The 18410-nt window shown below is 60.0% G+C and carries 14 protein-coding genes; 12 read left to right on the top strand and 2 right to left on the bottom strand.

Annotated elements, in window-relative coordinates; all coding sequences use genetic code 11:
- From C9413_RS11640 to cysG, 7 genes are all read left to right on the top strand, one after another.
- A partial coding sequence (locus C9413_RS11640; protein WP_170250472.1) for an ANTAR domain-containing protein occupies positions 1-508 on the top strand: 508 nt, incomplete at its 5' end.
- Entirely contained in the window at positions 505-1719 is a 1215-nt protein-coding gene (locus C9413_RS11635) for a CmpA/NrtA family ABC transporter substrate-binding protein (protein WP_040115682.1), read from the top strand. The genes C9413_RS11640 and C9413_RS11635, both read left to right, overlap by 4 nt.
- 314 nt (positions 1720-2033) lie before the next feature.
- Positions 2034-3305 (top strand): nitrate/nitrite transporter, encoded by a 1272-nt coding sequence (locus tag C9413_RS11630; protein WP_040115683.1) that lies wholly within the window; start codon positions 2034-2036, stop codon positions 3303-3305.
- A gap of 17 nt (positions 3306-3322) precedes the next feature.
- Positions 3323-5773: a nitrite reductase large subunit NirB gene (nirB, locus tag C9413_RS11625; RefSeq protein WP_040115684.1), complete on the top strand. Its 2451-nt coding sequence runs from the start codon at positions 3323-3325 to the stop codon at positions 5771-5773.
- Between the two features lie 10 nt (positions 5774-5783).
- Positions 5784-6113: a nitrite reductase small subunit NirD gene (nirD, locus tag C9413_RS11620; protein WP_022716194.1), complete on the top strand. Its 330-nt coding sequence runs from the start codon at positions 5784-5786 to the stop codon at positions 6111-6113.
- Positions 6114-8771 carry a nitrate reductase gene (locus tag C9413_RS11615; RefSeq protein ID WP_170250471.1) on the top strand — a complete coding sequence of 886 codons (2658 nt, stop codon included), beginning with the start codon at positions 6114-6116 and terminating at the stop codon, positions 8769-8771.
- The gene (cysG, locus tag C9413_RS11610) at positions 8743-10209 is read left to right on the top strand and encodes a siroheme synthase CysG (RefSeq protein ID WP_040115686.1); all 1467 of its coding nucleotides are present in this window, start codon (positions 8743-8745) and stop codon (positions 10207-10209) included. The genes C9413_RS11615 and cysG overlap by 29 nt, the downstream gene beginning before the upstream one ends.
- A 248-nt stretch (positions 10210-10457) precedes the next feature.
- On the opposite strand, the gene C9413_RS11605 is transcribed toward cysG, so the two are convergent.
- The gene (locus tag C9413_RS11605) at positions 10458-11492 is read right to left on the bottom strand and encodes a LacI family DNA-binding transcriptional regulator (protein WP_040116613.1); all 1035 of its coding nucleotides are present in this window, start codon (positions 11490-11492) and stop codon (positions 10458-10460) included.
- A gap of 140 nt (positions 11493-11632) precedes the next feature.
- Between C9413_RS11605 and C9413_RS11600 the strand changes: the two genes are divergently transcribed.
- The 5 genes from C9413_RS11600 to C9413_RS11580 all read left to right on the top strand — a co-directional run bounded on the left by C9413_RS11600 (position 11633) and on the right by C9413_RS11580 (position 18035).
- A complete protein-coding gene (locus C9413_RS11600; protein WP_040115687.1) occupies positions 11633-13954 on the top strand; it encodes an alpha-L-rhamnosidase in 2322 nt (773 codons plus the stop codon).
- A 43-nt stretch (positions 13955-13997) separates the two neighbouring features.
- Positions 13998-15278, top strand: a complete 1281-nt coding sequence (locus C9413_RS11595) for an extracellular solute-binding protein (RefSeq protein ID WP_040115688.1) — start codon at positions 13998-14000, stop codon at positions 15276-15278.
- Between the two features lie 64 nt (positions 15279-15342).
- Complete coding sequence (locus C9413_RS11590) at positions 15343-16221, top strand: sugar ABC transporter permease (protein ID WP_040115689.1); 879 nt, start codon at positions 15343-15345, stop codon at positions 16219-16221.
- Entirely contained in the window at positions 16218-17045 is an 828-nt protein-coding gene (locus tag C9413_RS11585; protein WP_040115690.1) for a carbohydrate ABC transporter permease, read from the top strand. Before C9413_RS11590 ends, C9413_RS11585 begins: the two co-directional genes overlap by 4 nt.
- Positions 17046-17051: 6 nt before the next feature.
- Complete coding sequence (locus tag C9413_RS11580) at positions 17052-18035, top strand: ABC transporter ATP-binding protein (protein WP_040115691.1); 984 nt, start codon at positions 17052-17054, stop codon at positions 18033-18035.
- A 19-nt stretch (positions 18036-18054) separates the two neighbouring features.
- Here the strand turns inward: C9413_RS11580 and C9413_RS11575 are convergent.
- Positions 18055-18410: ATP-binding cassette domain-containing protein (locus tag C9413_RS11575; protein WP_170250470.1), on the bottom strand; the 356-nt coding region annotated here is incomplete at its 5' end.

Genomic DNA, 18410 nt, shown 5'->3' with positions numbered 1-18410 from the left:
GGTCACGATCATCGATGACATGAATGGTCTTGCAAGGCGCATCACCGAGATCAATCCCGATGTCATCGTCATCGATCTCGAAAACCCCAATCGCGACATGCTGGAGAGCATTTTCCAGATATCGCGTGCGGTGAAGAGGCCCATCGCCATGTTCGTGGACAAGTCCGATGAAGCCTCGATCGAGGCAGCGGTCGAGGCAGGGGTTTCCGCATATATCGTTGATGGCCTGAAGCAGGAACGCGTCCGACCCATCCTCAAGATGGCGATCAGTCGTTTCAATGCGTTTGCGCGCTTGAGCCGAGAACTGGAAGAAACACGCGGCGAGTTGGAAAAACGCAAACTGATCGATCGCGCCAAGGGGTTGCTGATGCGCACCCGCGGGTTGTCGGAAGAGGAAGCCTACGCGCTATTGCGGCGCACAGCTATGAACCAGAACAGGAAAGTCGTCGAGATCGCTCAAAGCCTCGTCACCGCGGCAAACCTGCTTGATCCTGGAGCGGACGCATGAGGAACCGGCATGACATCACCGCGGGCTTCGTGCCGCTTCTCGACAGCGCGCTGCTCGTCGTCGCCAAAGAGAAGGGCTTTGCTGAAGCCCAGGAAGTGGCCCTCACGCTCGTGCGGGAGCGATCCTGGGCAACGATCAGGGACAGGCTAGCGGTCGGCCATTTCGAAGTCGCTCATATTCTTGCCCCCATGCCGATCGCCTGCAATTTTGGTCTCATGGCGCCCGCGCCGCGCATGATCGTGCCCATGGCGCTTGGGCTTGGCGGGAATGCCGTCACCGTTTCGGGCGCCTTGTGGCGGGAAATGGCCGACGATGGCGCAGCCGATGCGCTTGACGCGCGCTCAAGCGGTGCGGCGCTAAAAAAAGTGATTTCGCAGCGGGCAGGCGACAGGCTTCGTTTCGGTATCGTACACCCCTATTCCGGACATAACTACGAACTGCGCTACTGGCTTTCTGGAAGCGGCATCGATCCGGACCGCGAGATCGAGATCGTGACCCTTCCGCCGCAGGATATGGGTGACGCGCTGAGGTCCGGTCTGATTGACGGCTATTGCGCTGGAGAACCGTGGAATACCTTCGGCGTCCTCAAACGCGGCGCGCACCTTGCAACCGTCAAGGCAGCGATCTGGAAATCCAGTCCCGAAAAGGTGCTGGGCGTGAACAGTCGCTGGGGCGATAGCCATCCTGACGCACTCGTGGCCCTCCTGCGAGCGCTTTACAATGCCTCACTGTGGTGCGCCGACCCCGCCAATCATGAAGAGCTTGCCCTATTGCTTTCCGGTCCGGCCTATATCAACAGTCCGGCAGAGTGGCTGCGTCCATCCGTCACCGGCGTGCTTAAAGTTGGCCGCACCGCAACGCAGACGGTCAGCGACTTCTTTGTCCCGCACGCCAAGGCGGCGACGTTTCCATGGAAGAGCCACGCCCTTTGGTTCTACACGCAGATGGTCCGCTGGGGCCACGTCGATCACACCGCGGCCCACCAGAACGTGGCCGGCAACACCTACCGGCCGGATATCTACCGAAATGCTCTAAAGGCGCTCGGCGTGGCCATGCCGGCTGCAAGCTCGAAGGTTGAGGGTGCCTTGCGCGTGGAAACGCCAGTTGGCTCCAGCGGCACGATGACGCTCGGGCCGGATGGCTTTTTCGACGGCAATCTCTTTGATCCCGATTGCGTCGATGCCTATATTGCTGCTCAAAAGCAAGCATAGCATGACGCCTATTTTCTATGCATTGCATAATTTTTGACCGACGACACCGGCGGTCTCACCCTAGTCATCCTGACCAATAAGGCTGACTTGCCAAGAGAAAAGACGAAATTCGCCTGAATTTCGAATTGGCACGCCCCTTGCATAGATAATCACGAGGCCGAGAGGTCGCATATTTCGGCGTCCAAAGACGGGCGCCTCAGGCAAAGCCGCTGATCAGGATATGCCGCGCATTCGTGTGCGCGACCTGGCCAGCGGCTTTTTGTTTTAACTCTCAACGATGGATTGGCACGACATTGTCGGGCCCTGGAGAAGCCATGCCTTTTTCTGAGAAACCCCAGTTAATGTCTGCTGGCGAGCCAGCCAGAGCATTGTGGATTTCGACGGTCGCCTTCACCGTTTGCTTCGCCGTCTGGACGATCTTTGCGATTATAGGCGTTCGTATCAAACAGGAGCTCGGCCTCAACGAGGCAGAATTCGGATTGCTGGTGGGCACCCCTGTGTTGACCGGCTCGCTCGTCCGGATCGTGCTTGGCATATGGACGAGCCGCTACGGCGGTCGTCTGGTCTACACGCTCACCATGGTGGCAGCGGCCATGGCGACTTTCCTGCTCTCCTACGCAACAAGCTACACAGAAATGCTGATCGCAGGACTGGGGATCGGCCTTGCCGGTGGTTCCTTCGCAGTTGGTGTCGCATATGTCTCGCCGTTCTTTCCGCCAGAAAAGCAGGGAACCGCGCTCGGGATATTCGGCGCCGGCAATGTCGGAGCCGCGGTTACCAAGTTCGCGGCGCCCTTCGTGCTCATCGCCTGGGGATGGCAGGCGGTTGCTGAAATCTGGGCTCTCGTTCTTGTGGCGATGGCAATCGTCTTCTGGTTTTCGACCACCGACGACCCGGCCTTTCGCGACCGCCGCTGTCGCGGCGCCGCCTCAAAGAGCTTCCTCGAAGAATTCGCTCCGCTCAAGAACATCCAGGTCTGGCGTTTCTCGCTTTATTATTTTTTCGCCTTCGGCGGCTTTGTCGCCCTGTCTTTGTGGTTGCCGCGCTATCTGGTTGGCGTCTACGGATTCAATCTGGAAATCGCCGGCATGGTTGCTGCGGCCTATTCCGTGCCAGGCAGCATCTTTAGAGCATTCGGCGGCGTTCTATCCGACAAGAAGGGCGCAAGAAGCGTCATGTACGCGATGCTGGCCGTTTCCGCCGCCGCCACCCTCATCCTGTCTCTACCGGCTGCATCTCCATCGGGATCCGGGCCTGCGCTTGGTATTACGCCAGCAATCTTCATCATCGTCATCTTCGTGCTCGGTTTCTTCATGAGCCTCGGCAAAGCAGCCGTCTACAAGCACATTCCGGCCTACTATCCAGAAAGCGTCGGCGCAGTCGGCGGCGTCGTCGGGATGATGGGCGGCCTTGGCGGTTTCATCCTTCCGATCGCTTTCGGCCTGCTCAAGGACGTCACCGGCCTTTGGTCCAGCTGCTTCCTGCTGCTCTTTGCGATCGTCGTGACGTCGCTCATCTGGATGCACCTGTCCGTAAAGCACCTGTCACGCCAGGGGCACGCCGTGCCTGCAGTGGCGGCAACCTAATCTAAGGACTTGTAACTATGACAGAAAAACTCGTTATCATCGGCAACGGCATGGCGCCCGGGCGCATGCTCGAGCACCTGTTCGAAAAGGCCCCCGGCCAATACGAGGTCACAATCTTCAACGCCGAGCCGCGCGTCAATTATGACCGCATCATGCTCTCGCCTGTTCTTTCCGGAGAAAAGGACTATGAGCAGATCATCATTCACGGCGACGGCTGGTACATCAAGCACGGCATCACGCTCTACAAGGGCCACAAGATCGTAGCGATCGATCGGCACGCCAAGACCGTAACCTCCGACCACGGCGTCACCGAAAGCTACGACAAGCTGGTGATCGCCACCGGCTCCGTGCCCTTCATCATTCCGGTTCCCGGCAAGGATCTACCTGGCGTCATCACCTACCGCGACCTCGACGACGTGCAGGCAATGCTGCTTGCTGCCCAGTCACGCGAAAAGGCGATCGTCATCGGCGGCGGCCTGCTCGGTCTTGAGGCGGCAGCCGGCCTTGCCCAGCGTGGCATGGACGTGACCGTGCTGCATGTCATGCCGACGCTGATGGAGCGTCAGCTCGATCCTGCGGCCGGCTATCTGCTGCAAAGGGCAGTCGAGGAGCGCGGCATCAAGGTCATCACCAAGGCCAATACCAAGGCAATCATCGGTGATGGCAAGGTCGAGGGCATTGAGCTCGACGACGGACGGATCATTCCGGCAACGCTCGTCGTCATGGCCGTCGGCATCCGTCCGAATGTCGGCCTGGCGAAAGAGGCTGGCATCGCGGTCAATCGCGGCATCGTCGTCGATAACGGCATGCAGACCTCCGACGGCAGCATCATGGCGCTCGGCGAATGCGCAGAAGTCGGTGGGCAGGTCTACGGCCTCGTCGCTCCGCTCTACGAAATGGCCCGCGTTGCCGCCGCCCACCTGTGCGGCGACACCTCGGCCGCCTTCGTTCACTCCGATACCCCGACCAAGCTCAAGGTCACCGGCATCGAGCTCTACTCGCTTGGCGATTTCGCCGACGGCGACGACCGCGAGGAGATCGTCCTTCGCGACGCTTCGGCTGGTGTCTACAAGCGCCTGGTGCTGAAGGATAACAAGATCATCGGAACTGTGCTCTACGGCGAAACCGCAGACGGCGCCTGGTTCAACGATCTCAAGAAGAAGCAGACTGATATCTCCGAGATGCGCGAGACGCTGATCTTCGGACAGGCCTACCAGGGAGGGTCCCCGCTGGACCCTATGGCGGCCGTTGCAGCCTTGCCGGATGACGCGGAAATCTGTGGCTGCAACGGCGTATGTAAGGGCAAAATCACCTCGACGATCACGGCCAAGGGGCTGGCCTCGCTGGACGACGTGCGCGCCCACACAAAGGCGTCGGCGTCCTGCGGCTCCTGTACCGGCCTCGTTGAGCAATTGATGGCGCTGACGCTCGGCGATAGCTATAACCCTACCGCCGTGCAGCCGATGTGCACCTGCACCGAACTTGGCCATGACGACGTCCGGCGCCTGATCAAGGCCAAGGGGCTGAAGAGCATTCCTGCCATCATGCAGGAGCTGGAGTGGAAGACATCCTGCGGTTGCGCCAAGTGCCGTCCAGCGCTCAACTACTACCTCGTTTGCGACTGGCCGGACGAATATGCCGACGATTATCAGTCGCGCTTCATCAACGAGCGCGTCCACGCCAACATCCAGAAGGACGGCACCTATTCGGTGGTGCCGCGCATGTGGGGGGGTGTCACCAGCTCCAAGGAGCTGCGGGCCATCGCCGACGTGGTCGATAAGTTCGAAATCCCGATGGTGAAGGTCACCGGCGGCCAGCGCATCGACCTGCTCGGCGTCGAGAAAGAGGACCTTCCGGCCGTCTGGGCCGATCTCGGCAAGGCAGGCTTCGTCTCCGGTCAGGCCTATGCCAAGGGCCTGCGCACGGTAAAGACCTGTGTCGGCTCCGACTGGTGCCGCTTCGGCACGCAAGATTCAACCGGGCTCGGCATCCGCATTGAAAAGTTCATGTGGGGCTCTTGGACGCCGGCAAAGCTCAAGATGGCAGTCTCCGGATGTCCGCGCAACTGCGCGGAGGCGACCTGCAAGGATGTCGGCGTCATCTGCGTGGATTCCGGCTACGAAATTCATTTCGCCGGTGCGGCAGGTCTCGACATCAAGGGCACCGAGATCCTCGGTCTCGTCAAGACCGAGGACGAAGCGTTGGAGCATATCGTTGCACTGACGCAGATGTACCGCGAGCAGGCACGTTATCTCGAGCGCATTTACAAGTGGGCCAAGCGCATCGGCCTCGACGAGATCCGTCGCCAGATCATGGGCGATGCCGAAAAGCGCAAGGCCTATTTCGACCGCTTCGTGTTCAGTCAGAAATTCGCCCAGGTCGATCCCTGGTCGGAGCGTGTTTCCGGCAAGGATAAGCATGAGTTCAAGCCGATGGCGACCATCGGCTATCCGCAGGCTGCAGAGTAAGGAGATCAACATGAACTGGATTGCGATCGGTGATATCTCCGAGATCCCGCTGCGCGGTGCGCGCTGCGTGAAGACGCCGCAGGGCAAGATCGCCGTCTTCCGGACGGCTGAAAACGAAGTCTTCGCCATAGAAGATCACTGCCCCCACAAGGGCGGCCCCCTCAGCCAGGGAATCGTGCATGCCAAGGCGGTCACCTGCCCCCTGCACAACTGGGTCATCTCGCTCGAAACCGGCAAGGCGCTTGGCGCCGATGAGGGCGCGGTGCGGACCATTCCGGTCCGCAACCAGGACGGCGCCCTCTTCATTGCCCTCGAAAGCTTGATGATGGCGGCGGAATAGATGGCAGAAGAGATCAAGACGACCTGTCCCTACTGCGGCGTCGGCTGCGGGGTGATCGCCAAGATCGCAGATGACGGCAATGTGTCCGTCATGGGCGACCCGGACCATCCGGCCAATTTCGGGCGGCTGTGCTCGAAGGGTTCGGCGCTCGCCGAAACGATCGATCTCGACGGACGCCTATTGCATCCGGAGATCGCGGGACGGCGGGCCGGATGGGATGAGGCTCTTGATCTCGTGGCGCAGCGCTTTTTGGATGCCATTGCCGAGCACGGGCCTGACTCCGTCGCTTTTTATGTCTCCGGCCAGCTGCTGACCGAGGACTATTACGTCGCCAACAAGCTGATGAAGGGTTTCATCGGCTCGGCCAACATTGACACCAACTCGCGCCTTTGCATGTCATCTTCCGTCGCCGGCCACCGCCGCGCCTTCGGCGCCGATACGGTACCCGGGACCTATGAGGATCTCGAACTGGCCGATCTGGTCATCCTTACCGGGTCCAACCTTGCCTGGTGCCATCCGGTCATCTATCAGCGGCTGGCGGCCGCCAAGGCGGCGCGTCCCGGCATGAAGGTCGTCGTCATCGATCCGCGCCGGACGATGACTGCCGACATCGCAGATCTGCACCTAGCGATCCGGCCAGACAGCGATGTCGCTCTTTTCCTCGGCCTCTTCGAGCACCTGATCGCAAACAATGCCATCGACCAGAATTATGTCGCCGAACACACGAACGGCTTTGCCGAGGCTTTTGCATCCGCCTCTGGGGTCTCCTTCAACGAGGTACTGGAACTGACCGGCTTACCGGCAATGCAGCTTCGCGAGTTCTATCGCCTCTTCGCGGCGACCGAGAAGGCCGTCACCTGCTACAGCCAGGGCGTCAACCAATCCTCGTCCGGGACTGACAAGGTCAACGCCATCATCAATTGTCACCTCGCCACCGGACGCATCGGCAAGCCGGGCATGGGTCCCTTCTCGCTCACGGGCCAGCCGAACGCGATGGGCGGCCGTGAGGTTGGCGGCTTGGCAAACATGCTTGCCGCCCACATGGCGATTGAGAGCGCACAAGACCGCGATCGCGTGCAACGCTTCTGGCAGTCACCGGCGATTGCCGAAAGGCCGGGTCTGAAGGCCGTCGACATGTTCAAGGCAGTCGGCGACGGCCGCATCAAGGCGCTCTGGATCATGGCGACGAACCCGGTGGTCTCGCTGCCGGATGCCGATGCCGTTAAGGCCGCGATCAGGGCCTGCCCTTTCGTCGTCGTCTCGGATATCCTCAAGACGACCGACACCGCCCCCCATGCCCACCTATTGCTGCCTTCCCTTGGCTGGGGAGAGAAGAGCCGTACAGTCACCAATTCCGAACGCCGCATTTCGCGCCAGCGTTCCTTCATCGACGCCCCCGGCGATGCGCGCGCGGATTGGTGGCAATTGGCCGAGGTCGCACGCCGCATGGGTTTTGCCGACGCGTTCGCCTTTGCCTCTCCGTCAGACATTTTCAATGAGCACGCAGCGCTTTCCGCCTTCGAAAACCGTGGCAACCGCGATTTCGACATCGGCGCCTATGCCCGCATCGACAAGGCTGCCTACGACGCGATGACACCCTTTCAGTGGCCACAGCCCGTCGGCGACGATAGGACTGTGACCCGTTTCTTTGCGAAGGGCAGCTTTTTTCATCCCGATCGCAAGGCACGCTTCGTGCCGGTTGAGCCGCCCGCATCCGACCGCACCAGCGCCGACTATCCCTTCACGCTTAACACGGGACGTATCCGCGATCAGTGGCACACGATGACACGCACTGGCAAAAGTGCGCGCCTTTCCGCCCATATCGCCGAACCCTTTGCTGAACTACACCCCCGAGATGCGATGGAAATCGGTGTCGGTAATGCCGGTCTGGTCGAAATTGAAAGTCCGCAGGGAAAGGCCGTCGTGCGCGCGCTGATCACCGAACGCCAGGCCCGCGGCAGCATTTTCGTACCCATGCACTGGAACGATCAATTTGCCGCCAAGGCTCGCATCGACGCAGTGGTTGCCCCGCTCACCGATCCATTCTCCGGCCAGCCTGCCTCCAAGAACGTCGCAGTCGCCGCCCGGCCATTGAAGGCAGCCCGCTACGGCTTTGCAGTCTCGGCGAGCAAACCGCAAAGCCTTGCCGCCGCCTATTGGGCCCTGGCGAAAGCAGATGGCGGCTGGCGACTGGAACTCGCCTTCGACCACGCGGTCGAAGACTGGTGCGGCTGGTGCCGCAGCACTTTTGGTATTCCTGCTGAGATCGAGCCGCTCGGCTACGCGGATCGGCAATCTGGCGATCTGCGGCTCGCCTTCTTCAACGGCACGCGCCTGCTTGCTGCGCTGTTCCTGGCCCGCGAACCGGTCGCCGTCGCTCGCAGCTGGGCGATCTCACAGCTTGCCGCCGACCATGGCGACTTGCGCAAGCGCTTTGCTCTTGTCGCCGGCCGACCGGGCGCCGACAAGCCGGACCCAGGTGCGACGGTCTGTTCCTGCTTCGCCGTCGGCGTCAATCAGATCGTAGCGGCGGTCCGCGGCGGCTGCCGCAGCGTCGAGGCAGTCGGTAAAGAGCTCAACGCCGGCACCAACTGCGGCTCGTGCCGCGCCGAAATCAAGGGGATCATCGATGGATGTCTTGCAGCAGCCGCGGAATGACAATCCCGCCCGCATGGAGCCGCTTGCAAAGCTGCCCGTCTTCTGGGCGCTTGAAGGCAAGCGGTGCGTAGTGGCCGGCGGCTCCGACGCCTGCGCCTGGAAGGCGGAACTTCTTGCCGCCTGCGGCGCTCATGTCGAAATCTACGCCGAAACGCTGAGCGGCAGCTTCAAGGCGCTTCTCGCCCGCAATCTCGAGCACGCTGCGGCCAGACTGATCCATCATCCGGGGCACTGGCAAATGGACGATCTTGCCGGCGCTGCCATTGCAATTGCCGACTGCAACGACGAGATTGAAGCCAGGCGCTTCTTCGATGCGGCATGCGCGAGGGGCGTTCCGGTCAATGTCATCGACAAGCCGGATTTCTGCCAGTTCCAGTTCGGATCGATCGTCAACCGCTCCCCCGTCGTTGTCGCAATCTCGACGGATGGCGCAGCACCCATTCTTGCCCAGACCATCCGCCGCAAGATCGAGACCTTGCTCCCGCGCACGCTGAAATCCTGGGCTGGACTTGCCCAGTCGATACGCGGCAGGGTCAACGGCCTCCTTGAAACCGCTTCCGCGCGGCGACTTTTCTGGGAAAAATTCGCCGACATGGCCTTCGACAGCTCTGCTGTCAACCAGACCGAGGCGCAGCTTTTACTTGCTGCTCGAGGCTTGAAATCCACAACAAGCACAACCGGACGCGTCACGCTCGTCGGCGCAGGCCCTGGCGATGCCGAGCTTCTGACGCTGAAGGCGGTTCGCGCGCTGCAGGCCGCCGACGTTATCCTTTTCGATGATCTCGTTTCCGCCGAAGTGCTGGAACTCGCGCGCCGCGAGGCCAAGCGCATGCTGGTCGGCAAACGCGGCGGCCGCACCAGCTGCCGCCAGGAAGACATCAACGCGATGATGGTAAAACTCGCAAAGGCGGGCAAGCGCGTCGTCCGCCTCAAGGCCGGCGATCCCATGATCTTCGGCCGCGCCGGCGAAGAGATCGCTCATCTTGATTGCGAGAACATTCCGGTCGACGTCATTCCCGGCATCACGGCAGCAAGCGCTATGGCCTCACGCCTCGGCATCTCCCTCACCCATCGCGAGCATGCCCAGTCTGTACGCTTCATCACTGGCCATTCCCGCCATGGCGGATTGCCGATGGATGTCGATTGGACCACCGCTGCCGATCCGCATACGACCACCGTCTTTTATATGGGCGGGAGAACCGCGCCGCTCATTGCCGACCGGCTGATCGCCGAAGGCCTGTCGCCCGAAACGCCAGCCGTCATCATGAGCGATGTGAGCCGCACGACGCAGCGACAGTGGCACGGGAACCTTGCAGGCCTTGCCGAAGGCATCAGCGAGATCGGCACCGAAAACCCCGTCCTGATCGCAGTCGGTGACGTTTTGGCCGCCCGGCAACACGCCGTGCACACAGCGCCTTTGTCCGCCGCTGCGTCCTGATAGGTGATTTTCAATTACCGCGACCGCAAAGATCTGTTCTTACGCATAAAGGAGAGCGAGATTCCGCGTTGGGTTTCCTTCGAAATAATCTCGCAAAATGGTTTATAAATAAGCGGTTCGGCAGACTTCTGAAACAAATGGTTCAAGGTGAAGTCGCAACTGCTGCAGGATCGTCATTGACCCATTTGGTTGCAAATTTTCTCGGCGACTTTGCTCATAACGGCAAGGAGCATCAGCGTTGCCCAGAACTAAATTAAGCTCTTCCTGTTGACCAACGAGGGCATCAGCAGAAGATGCTCTGGATCGCTGCGACCCTCGATCCTGGACAAAAGGGTTCGCGTCGCTGCTTCACCGAGCTCCCTGCCCGACTGGTCGATGCTTGCCAGATTGACCAGGCTGAGAGCTGCGGTCGTCGAATTGTCATAGCCCACGACCGCCAGGTCTTCGGGTATCCGCACGCCCATTTCCGCGGCTGCGCTCAAAAGCGTAATCGCATCAAGATCGCTCCAGCAGAAGACGCCACGAGGCCGATCACTTCGCGCCAGGAACACCCGCATTGCCTCCTCGCGCTTAGGGGAATGGACAGGAATGTGGCTGATCGGTGCTGAGGAGCCCAGTCCGGCACGCAGCATGGCGCGCCGATATCCGATTTCACGCTGGCGCACGACGGAGACCTTGTGACCTTCGCGGGCTCCCAGGCTGAGCATTTCGATGTCGCGATAACCACACTTCAGCAATGCCTCTACCGCTATCTCTGCCCCTCGCTGGTCATCGGTGTTGACCGTGTCGAAGGTCTTTGCTTTCGGATCATGATAACCGACCGCCACGATCGGAACTTGTGCCGCAAATTCTGCAATGATCTCGGTAGGAAGGCGCGGAGCGACGAGGATGAGCCCATCCATCTTATAGTCGATCATAGATTCGATGAGAGAGGTCTCCAGTTGCATGCGGCCCTCGCCGACGCCGATCATTGCCTGGTAGTGCGACGGCGCCAGAACGCCGTTCACGCCGTCGATGACTTCGGGCAGGAAGGGATTGCGTATATCGACAAGGAGCAGCCCGATCGTGAACGTACGACCGCGCAGGCCGCGTGCGGTCCTTGACGGTCGATAACCCAGTTCTTCAATCGACCCGGTCACCTTGGCGCGAAGGTTCTCGCTCACACCATATGCATTTCGCATGACCTTCGAAACCGCCGCGACAGATACGCCTGCATGCGCAGCAACCGTCCGTATCGTCACACGATCGCGCTTTGCAGGCTTCGACTTCTCTTTGATTGGCATGAAATCCTCAGATTCGATCTGCAGGCCCTTAAGGCTCACCAAATCACCATGGCAGACCGGTTGCAAAATATCTATTGCACTTCTGAAAAAAATGTAGAACGTTATACGAAGAACGTTCTACAAAAGATGTGGGGGATCTGATGAATTTTCAGCCGATGGCGGCCAGCGACAATCTCGTTTCACGAGACTGGACCAGCGATATGATCGCGCCGCTGTCGGATCGCGGCCAGGGAACGGCCGCAAGTTTTGTCGCCAAGACGTTCAACTGCGATTGCGTAGAGACGCCGGCCGAACTCTTCATTTCAGCACTCGGCCTTTATCGCTGCTTCATCAATGGCAAACGGGTCGGCAATGACCTCCTGACACCCGGCTGGACCAGCTACGATCATCGCCTGGCCTTTCAGCACTATGACGTCTCGGACCTCGTCAAGCCTGGCCAGAATCGCATCGAGATCTGGCTTGCGGACGGATGGTACCGGTCTCCGCTCATGTGGGGTCAAAAGGCCATTCCCAATTGCTGGGGCGACCAAACGGCGGCCATTGCAGACCTGGTCGGGCCGAATGGCGTCATTGTCTCAACCGATACCACGTGGCAGAGCGGGCTGCTGCCGATCCGCAAATCCGGCATCTATTTCGGCGAGATCTATGATGCGCGCGAAGAAAAGCTTGCCGACACTCACGGCACCGTGAGGCTGCCATTCGACAAGGCATTGCTCGTCGCGCACGAAACGGCGCCGGTTCGTGAATTGCCGCCGATCGCTCCGATTGATAGTTGGACCGACGCGGAAGGGCGAACGATCTACGACTTCGGCCAGAACATCGGCGGCTATGTGCGCTATACGGTCCGCGGGCCAGCAGGCGCCGAAATTCGCGTGGAACATTCGGAAGTCCTGGGGCCTGGCCGTCACTTCGACAACCGCAACTATCGCACCGCACAAGCCCACACGATCTATACGCTTTGCGGAGACGGCGAACAGACCTACGCGCCACACTTCAGCTTTCAAGGCTTCCGCTATGCCAGAGTGACGGCTACGGGCGACGCACGTATCTTGGCGATCTCGTCGGTTCCGATCTCCTCCGTGCCCAATCTGACTGGCGGCTTCCAGTCGGGCAACGCGCTCGTCAACCGGCTTGTCCAGAACACGATCTGGTCACAGCGCGCCAATTTCATCGAGGTCCCGACCGATTGCCCCCAGCGCGACGAGCGCCTCGGCTGGACAGGCGACGCTCAGGTGTTTGCTGCAACAGCCTGCTGGCTGACGGACAGCCAGGCCTTCTTCCGGAAATATCTGCGCGATGTGATGGCCGATCAACGTGAGGATGGTGCCATTTCCCACTTTTCGCCCGACCCGACACGCCTGCATCCGAAGAACTTCCCGGGATTTGCCGGTTCGACCGGCTGGGGCGACGCCATCGTCGTGATCCCCTGGGTTCTTTACACGCATTACGACGATCGGGCAGTTCTTTGCGAATGCCTGAATGCGATGGTGCGCTGGGTCGACTTCGTCTGGTCGATATCGGACGGCCCGATCGTGCGCCCGCCGTCCCGCTGGGGCGACCGCGGCTTCACATTCGGAGACTGGCTGCAACCGATCGGCGACAACCGGAAGCCGCGCCCGACAGTTGCCGACGATTGCGCTGCAACACTCTACCACTTCATCTCCACCGACTTGCTGGCGAAGATCGCAGCGATCCTCGGCAACCAGGCTCTGGAGGCGCGCATGAAGCGCCGTGCTGCCGAAATTCGACAGGCGTTTGCGCACGAATTCATCGCACCATCCGGACGCATGGCACATAACGACCAGACGTCTTACGCGCTGGCCTTCCTATACGACCTGATCCCAGCTGCGCACCATGAGGCTGCCAAGCAGCACTTCAGACAGGTGATCATCGATGCGGACTACAAGATCGGCACGGGTTTCATAGGCACCCCCGCCCTGCTGCCAGCTTTGACGAAGCTCGGAATGGACGACCTTGCCGAAAAGGTGTTCCTGCAGGAGGAGGTTCCGGGCTGGCTCTATCAGGTGTCCAAGGGCGCAACCACGATCTGGGAGCGCTGGGATTCAATGGCGCCGGACGGCACTATCTACGAGCCTGACATGAACAGCTACAATCACTATGCCTATGGCGCCGTGTGCCAATGGCTGTTTGAGAGCGTCGCGGGCATCTCGCCAAGCCGAAGCGCACCTGGTTTTTCCGAGGTCATCGTCGATCCGGCGCCGATTGCCGCGCTCTCGCCCGTCACCGCCTATCATGACGTGCGTCAAGGTCGAATTGAAGCTCAATGGGAGTGCCGCGGCAACAGGGTCACCTATAACGTGACGCTTCCAGAAGGCTGCGTCGGTCGATTCCGGCCCGGACGACGGCATCAGAACCCGCTGCTTAACGGCGAGCCTGTCATGGGGGAGGCCGTCCTTCGAGCAGGAACACATGAGCTGATCTTTTCTCTTCCCCATCTTTGAGGAGCATACCTGCCACCGTCAAACCGTTCAGAGGAGGAACGTCATGGCAAACCGCATCAAAGTCATTCTTGCCGGTGCGTCGGCACTCGTAGCGCTGGTTGCCGCAGGGCCGTCAGAGGCAGAAACGACCCTTTCGTTCCTGATCGATAACAGCCCCGATACCGTCGCAGCCGCCGAGGCGCTGGTTGCAGCTTACGAGAAGATCGCACCGGATGTGACGATCGAAATCGAGCAGCGGCCGGGTGGTGGCGAGGGCGACAACATCGTCAAGACGCGGCTGGCAACAAGCGAAATGTCGGATGTATTCCTGTACAATTCCGGCTCGCTGATGCAGGCGCTGAAACCTGGACAGACGCTGGCCGACCTCAGTGATCTTTCGTCGCAGGCAAAAGTAGACGAGAGCTTCAAGGCCGTGGTCCGCGCTGACGGCAAGCTATACGGCGTTCCCTTCGGAACGGCGATGGCTGGCGGGATCCTCTACAACAGAAAAATCTATCAGGACCTCGGCCTGCCCGTCCCGAAGAGATGGGCCGAGTTCATGGCCAACAACGAAAAGGTGAAGGCGGCCGGCAAGGTCGCTGTTGCCCAGACCTATCGCGACACCTGGACCTCCCAGCTCTTCGTTCTGGCGGACTATTACAACCTGCATCAATCCGCGCCGAACTTCGCAACCGACTATACGGCCAACAAGGCGAAATACGCGACGACGCCTGCGGCCATGAAGGGTTTCGAACGCCTGAAGGAGGTTCATGACGCCGGCTTGGTGAACGAGGATTTCGGTGCGGCAAGCTATGACGACGGCCTCAGGATGGTGGCGACAGGCGAGGCCGCACATTATCCGATGCTCACCTTTGCCGTCGGTGCTTTGAAGCAGAACTATCCGGAAAATCTTGAGGGTGTCGGCTTTTTCGCCCAGCCGGGGGACGATCCGGCCAAGAACGGCCTGACGGTCTGGATGCCGCCTGCCCTTTATGTCCCGCTCGCCAGCCAGAACGCGGATGAAGCCCGGAAATTTGTGGATTTCGCCGGAAGCGTCGAAGGCTGCGAGATCATGGTTGAGACCAACACGGCCCAAGGTCCGTCCCTGGTCGACGGATGCGCGCTGCCGGCTGACGTCCCGCCCGCGGTGAAGGACATGCTCCCCTATTTCGAAGCGAAGGCGACTACGCCGGCTCTGGAATTCGTGTCGCCGATCAAGGGACCGGCTCTTGAACAGATCACCGTCGAGGTCGGGTCCGGCATCCGCCAGCCAGCCGAGGCGGCCGCGCTTTATGACGATGACGTGCGCAAGCAGGCAAAGCAGCTCGGTCTACCCAACTGGTAGTGGCCCTTCGGGAAAGCTGACCTCGCCGTTTACGGGCGAGGCCCACCCGATCGAAGAGGTAACCATGACCGAAACACGCCTCCGCTCACGCAAATCGCCCTATCCCTTGTGGTTTTTTCTTCCTGCCGCAGCCGTCTACGGCGTGCTGTTTGTCGTCCCTACAGTGTCTTCTCTCTGGTTCAGCCTCACACGTTGGGATCTTTCGAGCGCCGAGTTCATCGGATTGGAGAACTTCCGACAGTTCTTTTCCGAGCCGTTTCTGGTCAAGGGCCTCGTCAACACGCTGATCTATGCCTTGACGACATCCGGACTGAAGACGATATGCGGGCTCCTGCTCGCCGTGCTGCTGACCGGTAATATTTTCGCTCGAGGCTTCCTGCGCACGCTCGTTTTCTTTCCAGTTCTGGTATCGACGATCGGCATCGGCATTACCTTTACCGTGATGATGCACCCGACAAAGGGCATCATCAATGCCATGCTTGAAACGCTCGCCATTCCCGGACCAGGCTGGCTGACCAATCCGGCGCTTGCTCTTTTTTCCGTGGCGCTCGTCGATCTCTGGAAGGGCGTGGGTCTTGCCACCTTGATTTTTATCGCCGGCCTAGCAGCAATCAGCCCTGATTACTACGAGGCTGCCAGAATTGACGGTGCCACACGTTTCCAGCAGTTCTGGCGCATCACTCTGCCTCTTGTGCGTCCGGCGACGATCACCGTCATCACGCTGTCGTTGATCGGCGGCCTCCGGTCGTTCGATCTCATTTGGGCGATGACGCGCGGTGGGCCGGGCTTTTCCTCGGATGTGATCGCATCGGTCATCTACAAGCAGTATCAGGCGGGATTCTACGGTTTGTCGACTGCGGGTAATGTTATCCTGTTTGCGCTGATCGCCATCATCATTCTACCGCTTACCGTGTGGCTTAACCGGCGCGAGGTCGAACAATGAGACGGATGCGGCCCTTTACGAGCGGCGCGATCGCGCTTGCCGTGGCTACGGTCATCTTCGTGCTGCCCTTCGTGTTCATTGCCCTCCAGGCGGTCAAGTCGAAATCCGAGGCATCCCGGCTCGACTTCACGCTCCCCCAACAGTGGCTGTTCTGGGACAATCTTGCAGCAGTATTCCAGGCGCGCGACTATCAGCTCGTGCTGGCATATTTCAATTCGACGCTGATCACCGTCGTCTCGGTCACCATACTGATACTGCTTTCGGCGATGGTCGGATATGTCATGCAGCGCCGCAAAACCCGCTGGAATGCCGTTGCCTCGGGTGCGCTCTTCATGGGCCTGATGATGCCACCGGCTGTCGTTCCGACGATCGGACTGCTACAGGAAATCGGCCTCTTCAAGACCATAACCGGGATGATCCTGATCCAGGTCGCCTATAATCTCTCGTTCTCGATTCTGCTCTACCGAGCGTTCATTTCGACCATTCCCCGCGATCTCGATGAGGCGGCACTGATCGACGGGGCAAAGCCTTGGCAGATATTCTTCCGGGTGATCCTGCCTCTGCTCAAGCCGGTGACGGTGACCAACATTGTCGTGCAGTCGATCGCGATCTTCAATGATTTCACGAACCCGCTTTATTACCTGCCAGGTAAAGAGAACGTCACCGTGCAGCTGACGCTCTATAATTTCCAGAGCATGTACACGAGCCAGTACAACCTGCTCTTCATGAACATACTGCTCGTTACGGTCCCTCCCCTCATCGTTTTCATCTTCTTCAACAGGCAGATCGTGGCAGGCATGACTGCCGGCGCAGTGAAAGGTTAGTGTAAAATGGCTGAGCTCACCCTCACCCGGATTTGCAAGAGCTTTGGCGCCCTTGATGTCATCAAGGGCATCGATCTGGAGGTGCGTTCCGGTGAATTCGTCGTATTTGTCGGGCCGTCTGGATGTGGAAAATCCACCTTGCTGCGGATCATTGCCGGGCTGGAGGATTCCACGTCCGGCATGCTGACGATAGGCGGCAAGGATGTCACGGCCGCCGAACCATCAAAGCGCGGTATTGCCATGGTGTTCCAAAGCTATGCGCTTTATCCACATATGACGGTTGCGGAAAATATCGGCTTCGGGCTTTCGCTTGCCCGCCGCCCGAAGTCCGAGATCGAGGCCAAGGTCCGTGCAGCAGCCGAGACCTTGCAGCTCACCCATTTGCTCGACCGCAAGCCGAAGGCGCTTTCCGGCGGGCAAAGGCAGCGCGTTGCCATCGGTCGCGCGATCGTTCGTGACCCGAAAGTCTTCCTGTTCGACGAGCCGCTCTCGAACCTCGACGCATCTCTGCGAGCCCAAATGCGGCTTGAGATTGCAGAACTCCATACCCGCCTGAAGACAACCATGATCTACGTTACCCACGACCAGGTCGAGGCGATGACGATGGCCGACAAGATCGTCGTCCTGAACGGTGGCAGGGTCGAGCAGGTGGGCAGCCCGATGGAACTCTACCGCAAGCCGGCGACGCCCTTCGTCGCGGGCTTTATCGGCAGCCCGAAGATGAACCTTTATACGGGCGAGGTTGCACAGCGCTTCGGGTGCCAGACCTACGGGATCCGACCCGAGCATATTCGCCTTTCCCAAGCCAAAGGCACCTGGCAAGGCAGGGTTAGACATATCGAGCGCCTAGGCGCCGATGCCATCCTCTATCTGGATGTTCCGCAAGTCGGCGAAATGGTGGTGCGCGCCGAAGGAGAGACCGCCTTTGCAACAGGTGCCACCGTTTGGGCAAGTCCGGTGGAAGGCGCGGCGCACAGATTCGGCGCATAGCCGGCTCGTCGGGCCGCAATCAGAGAAAACTTGCCTCGAAAAGTTCGCGTGAGTAATCGGCATGGGTGACGCCTGATTCCATATCGGCTTTCGTCAGCTCGTCGACGAAAGCACCGTCTTTCATGATAAGCACCCTGTCGCACATGTGCGCGATCACTGCGAGATCGTGGCTCACGAGCACATAGGTCAGCCCATGCTCGTCGCGCTTGTCTGCAAGAAGATTGAGGATCTCGGCCTGAACGGAGACATCGAGCGCCGAGGTGGGCTCATCGAGCAGCAGGGTCGGCGGCGACAGGATAAGACCCCGCGCCAGGGCACCGCGCTGACGCAGGCCTCCCGACAGGTCGAGGGGGAACCGATGGGCCACGCCTGAGG

Origin of the sequence: Rhizobium sp. SEMIA 4085 (genome assembly GCF_013004495.1) — a bacterium.
Lineage (GTDB): Bacteria > Pseudomonadota > Alphaproteobacteria > Rhizobiales > Rhizobiaceae > Rhizobium > Rhizobium gallicum.
This window is presented reverse-complemented; position numbering and strand designations above follow the sequence as displayed.